Raw genomic sequence first — 5,031 nt, forward strand, 5'->3', positions numbered from 1 at the left:
GCTGATCGGCGCCCTGTCCCGGGTGCGCAACGCGCTCGAGTCGCGCGGCGTGCCGACCCGGCCGCTGGACCCGGACGAGCTGCTCAAGGCCGGCGTCTCGGCCGCCGAGCTCACCGCGGTCGCCGGCGCCAACCAGCGGGTGGGCCTGCGCGAGCGGTGGTCCGGCGTGACCGCGGCCGGCGTCGGGCACGCGAGCTACGCGATCACCGGCTGGTCGCGGGGCAAGACCGCGCAGAGCCTCAACGCGCTCACCGGCGTCCGCGCGCTGTCCTCGACGGTCGCCGTGTCGATCTCGCCGGGCGCCGAGGACGACCAGGTCGGCATGCGCGGACTGGTGCGGGTCAGCGCGCGCACCCCAGGCGAGCTCGAGTACGCCGACGGACGGCTGTCCACGATCTCCGACCGGCTCGGCATCACGCTGACCCCGCTGCGCGGGCTGCAGGTCGCGGGCCTGGCCGCCACGCTGCCGCTGGGAGGGCGGGCATGAGCGAGCTTGCGAGCGAATCAACGTCACAGGGCGACCGCGAGCGGCGCGACCGAGCCTGCGAGGGGGCGTCATGAGTGCCACTCGGTTGATGGACACGCAGAGCGGGACCGGCCTGTCCCAGGAGTTCCTGGTGCCGCCCGCGATGCTCGACGCGGTCAGCCCAAGTGGCGACCGCGGCGGCATGATGCTCGGCTCCGGGCTGCAGGGCGAGCCGCTGACGATCTCCGCACTGCGGCCGGCGCCGACCCGGATCGTGCTGGTCGGCGGGCTGTACATGTCGCGTCAGGTGGCGCTGCGGGCGATGGCCGTGGGTGCCTGGGTGGTCATCGCCACCGGCCGGCCCGAGGCCTGGCAGGTGCTGCAGAAGGCGGCCGGGACGGCCCCGGACGGGCGCCCGGCGCCGCTCGTGCAGATCCGCCGGCTGAGCCCGGTGGAGCTGCCCCGGCCGTCCGAGGACGGGCCGCTGATGGTCGTGCACGACGGCGGGCCGACCCCGCAGGAGCTGTTCCCGCCGCGCTCGCCGTGGCAGACCACGGTCTACGTGCTGCCGTACCTGCACCCGCAGGCCGGGGCCACCGCGAACGCCGCCGACCTCGTGCTGCTGCAGCGGCTGCCGGTCGGTCAGGCGCAGCTGGCCGCGCGCATCTGGCGGCTGCCGCCGCCGATGGTGCACCAGCTGACGAACCTCGCCGACGATCAGGTCGTCGCGCTCGGCCGCAACCTGTGGAAGCCGCTGCGGCTCGTGACCACGACCAAGGAGCAGGCGATCCTCGGCCCGGTCCGCCGCGGCGACTGACCGGCCCGCACCACCGAACGCTCCGCCCACTGGCGGAGCTCTGCCCTGACGTGGGAAGTCCCGTTTCGGGACGCGGCGAACGGCCTATTTTCGCGCCCGATGGGTCAACCTCTTCCCACCACCTCATCTGGTGAGGGCACCAGACTTTCGTCTGGTGCCTCAGCGTCTCACGTGGACAATCGTTAGCTCGTCCGCGCTGCGGACGGAAATTCCCCCAACGTCTCCGGTGCCTCGAGGGCTGGCACCGGCGGCGTCCCTGCATGAGGAGAAGCATGGATCAGTCTCGGGGCAGAGCGGTGAAGCGCCTGGTCGGGCTCGGCGTGGCCGCGGCCGCGGCGGTCGGTGTCGCGGTGGTCGCGACGGCGCCCGCGGGTGCGGCCGAGGGTCAGGTGCTCGGCGCCGACTCGGCGACCGCGGTCGAGGGCAGCTACATCGTCAAGTTCAAGGACGGCGTCGCGGCGAAGGCCGACAGCACCGCCGCCAAGTACGGCGGCACGGTCGAGCACACCTACGCCGCGGCGCTGAAGGGCTTCGCCGCGTCGATGAGCGAGCAGGACGCCAAGCACCTCGCCGCCGACCCGGCCGTCGACTTCGTGCAGCAGAACCAGACGGTGAAGCTGGTCGCCGACCAGCCCAACCCGCCGTCCTGGGGCCTGGACCGCGTCGACCAGCGCGACCTGCCGCTGAACGACAACTACTCGTACGCGACGACCGCGAACAACGTCCACGCGTACATCATCGACACCGGCGTCGAGACCACCCACCCCGACTTCGGCGGCCGCGCTGTGTCCGGCTTCGACGCGATCGACAACGACGACGACGCGACCGACTGCCACGGGCACGGCACCCACGTGGCCGGCACCGTCGGCGGCACGAGCTTCGGCCTGGCCAAGGAGGTCAACCTGGTCGCGGTCCGGGTGCTGAGCTGCTCCGGCTCCGGCACGACCGCCCAGGTCGTCGCCGGCATCGACTGGGTCACCCAGAACGCCGTCAAGCCGGCCGTGGCCAACATGAGCCTCGGCGGCGGCGGCGACGCGGCTCTCGACGCGGCCGTCCAGGCGTCGATCGCGTCCGGCGTGAGCTACGCGATCGCCTCCGGCAACTCGAGCACGGACGCCTGCGGCTTCTCCCCGGCCCGGGTGCCCGAAGCGATCACGGTCAACGCGACGGACATCAACGACGCGCAGGCCTCCTTCTCCAACTTCGGCACCTGCACCGACATCTACGCCCCGGGCGTGGGCATCACCTCGAGCTGGCTGAACGGCGGCACGAACACGATCAGCGGCACCTCGATGGCGACCCCGCACGTGGCCGGCGCGGCCGCGCTGCACCTGGCCGCCAACCCGGACGCGACCCCGGCCGACGTGACCGCGGCGCTGACCGCCAACGCCACCCCCGACAAGGTGACCGGCGCCGGCGCGGGCTCGCCCAACCTGCTGCTCTTCACGGGCACCGGCGGCGGCCCCGACCCGGAGCCGGGCAACTGCGACGCGGTGTCGAACACGACGCGGGTATCCATCCCGGACGCCGGCGCGGCGGTGACCAGCGCGACCGAGATCAGCGGCTGCGAGGGCAACGCCGCCACGGCGAGCAAGGTCGCCGTGGACATCACCCACACCTACCGCGGTGACCTGGTCATCGACCTGATCGCGCCGAGCGGGCAGGCCTACCGGCTGAAGAACGCCAGCGGGGACAGCGCCGACGACGTCAACGAGACGTTCACCGCGGACCTCGGCGGCGAGACCGCCAACGGCACCTGGACGCTGAGCGTGCAGGACGTGTTCTCCATCGACACGGGTACCCTCAACGGCTGGACGCTCGACCTGTAGTTTCCAGCACCCACGAGGCCGCCCCCGCCCATCCATCGGCGGGGGCGGCCTTGGCCAACGGGACGCGGCAGACGGCCGAACTTGCTGAGCCGGGCGGTCGAACTTCTTCCCAGCGGCGTGCCATACGTTCATAAGTCGCGTAGCGAACACGCGCGATTATCTTGCGTCACCTCAGTATCCGGGCGAATGTTGAGGTGTCCGCTCGCGGACGACCTCCACTCTCCAAACCACGGCCGGGCCCCATCGAGGGCTGGGGCTCGGCCGTGCCCTGCACAAGGAGAACCACACAATGAGCGAGTCACGCGTCATCACCAAGAGACGCATTCTCGGGGCCACGATCGCCACGGCTACCGCCGTGCTGACCATGGGCTTCGGGGCCACCGCGGCCCAGGCGGCCGAGGGCCAGGTCCTGTACGCAGGCTCGGCGGACGCCATCAAGGACAGCTACGTCGTCGTGTTCAAGGACTCGATGATGTCCGCGCGGGGCGTCGCCGACCAGGTCGCCGACAAGGCGGCCGAGTACGGCGGCAAGGTCGACCACACCTACACCGCGGCCCTGCGCGGCTTCGCCGGCACGATGAGCGAGCAGGCCGCCCGCAAGCTCGCCGCCGACCCGGCCGTGGCCTACGTGCAGCAGAACCGCACCGTCACCGTCGCGGCCGACCAGCCGAACCCGCCGTCGTGGGGTCTGGACCGGGTCGACCAGCGTGACCTGCCGCTGAACAGCAACTACTCGTACTCGACGACCGCCCCCAACGTCACCGCGTACGTGATCGACACCGGCATCCGCACCACCCACCAGGACTTCGGCGGGCGCGCGGTGTGGGGCACCAACACCACCGGGGACGGCAACAACACCGACTGCAACGGGCACGGCACGCACGTCGCCGGCACGATCGGCGGCACGGCCCACGGGTTGGCCAAGGAGGTCGACCTGGTCGCGGTCAAGGTGCTCAACTGCGCGGGCTCCGGCTCCTTCGCCGGCGTCGCGGCCGGCATCGACTGGGTCACCCAGCAGCACACCTCGGGCGACGCCGTCGCGAACATGAGCCTCGGCGCCCAGGGTTCGGACGCCGCGACCGAGAACGCCGTGCGCAACTCGATCGCCGACGGCGTCACCTACGGCATCGCGTCCGGCAACTCCAACGCCAACGCCTGCAACTTCACCCCGGCCCGGGTCACCGAGGCGATCACCGTGAACGCGTCCACCCGGACCGACGCGCGTGCGAGCTTCTCCAACTTCGGTACCTGCTCCGACATCTTCGCGCCGGGCGAGGGCATCACCTCCGCGTGGAACACCAACGACACCGCGACCAACACGATCAGCGGCACCTCGATGGCGACCCCGCACGTGGTGGGTGCCGCGGCGCTGTACCTGGCCGCCAACCCGGGCGCGTCGCCGGCGACGGTGCAGTCCGCGATGAAGGCCGCCGCGACCCCGAACAAGATCACCAACCCGGGCACCGGCTCGCCGAACCTGCTGCTGTTCACCGGTTCCGGCGGCACCACCCCGCCCGACGGCTGCACCGCGGTCGCCAACCGGACCCGCGTGAACATCAACGACAACTCGACGATCAACAGCCCGATCGCGGTTGCCGGCTGCACCGGCAACGCCAGCGCGTCGTCGACGGTCGAGGTGCACATCGTGCACACCTACCGGGGTGACCTGGTCGTCGACCTGGTCGCGCCGGACGGCTCGGTCTACAACCTGCACAACCGCTCCGGCGGCAGTGCGAACAACCTGGACCAGACCTACAGCCGCAACCTGTCCGGCGAGGTCGCCAACGGCACCTGGAACCTCCGGGTCCGCGACGCGGCGTCCCTGGACACCGGCTACCTCGACAACTGGACGCTGGACCTCTGAGCTCACTGACTGAGGTCTGACCGGGAAGGTCACGAAGCGGCGCGTTCCCCCGGAC

At 71.6% G+C, this 5,031-nt stretch carries 4 protein-coding genes; all 4 read left to right on the forward strand.

Going from position 1 to position 5,031, the window contains the following annotated elements; genetic code table 11:
* The coding region (locus ACRDSK_RS31745) for a type VII secretion protein EccE (protein WP_431445089.1) at window positions 1-487 on the forward strand (487 nt) is incomplete at its 5' end.
* A gap of 70 nt (window positions 488-557) precedes the next feature.
* Window positions 558-1,283 carry a hypothetical protein gene (locus tag ACRDSK_RS31750; RefSeq protein ID WP_431445090.1) on the forward strand — a complete coding sequence of 242 codons (726 nt, stop codon included), beginning with the start codon at window positions 558-560 and terminating at the stop codon, window positions 1,281-1,283.
* A gap of 272 nt (window positions 1,284-1,555) precedes the next feature.
* On the forward strand, window positions 1,556-3,112 hold the full coding sequence (locus ACRDSK_RS31755; protein WP_431445091.1) for a S8 family peptidase: 1,557 nt from the start codon (window positions 1,556-1,558) through the stop codon (window positions 3,110-3,112).
* A 289-nt stretch (window positions 3,113-3,401) separates the two neighbouring features.
* Window positions 3,402-4,976, forward strand: a complete 1,575-nt coding sequence (locus ACRDSK_RS31760) for a S8 family peptidase (RefSeq protein ID WP_431445092.1) — start codon at window positions 3,402-3,404, stop codon at window positions 4,974-4,976.
* The last annotated feature ends 55 nt before the right edge of the window (window positions 4,977-5,031 follow it).

It is taken from the genome of Actinophytocola sp. (assembly GCF_050699915.1).
Taxonomy (GTDB): Bacteria; Actinomycetota; Actinomycetes; order Mycobacteriales; family Pseudonocardiaceae; genus Actinophytocola.

What these genes read in the sequence shown, in the direction of transcription:
- ACRDSK_RS31750 (WP_431445090.1), top strand. Translation starts at nt 558, where the DNA reads ATGAGTGCCACTCGGTTGATGGACACGCAGAGCGGGACCGGCCTGTCC.
- ACRDSK_RS31755 (WP_431445091.1), top strand. Translation starts at nt 1,556, where the DNA reads ATGGATCAGTCTCGGGGCAGAGCGGTGAAGCGCCTGGTCGGGCTCGGC.
- ACRDSK_RS31760 (WP_431445092.1), top strand. Translation starts at nt 3,402, where the DNA reads ATGAGCGAGTCACGCGTCATCACCAAGAGACGCATTCTCGGGGCCACG.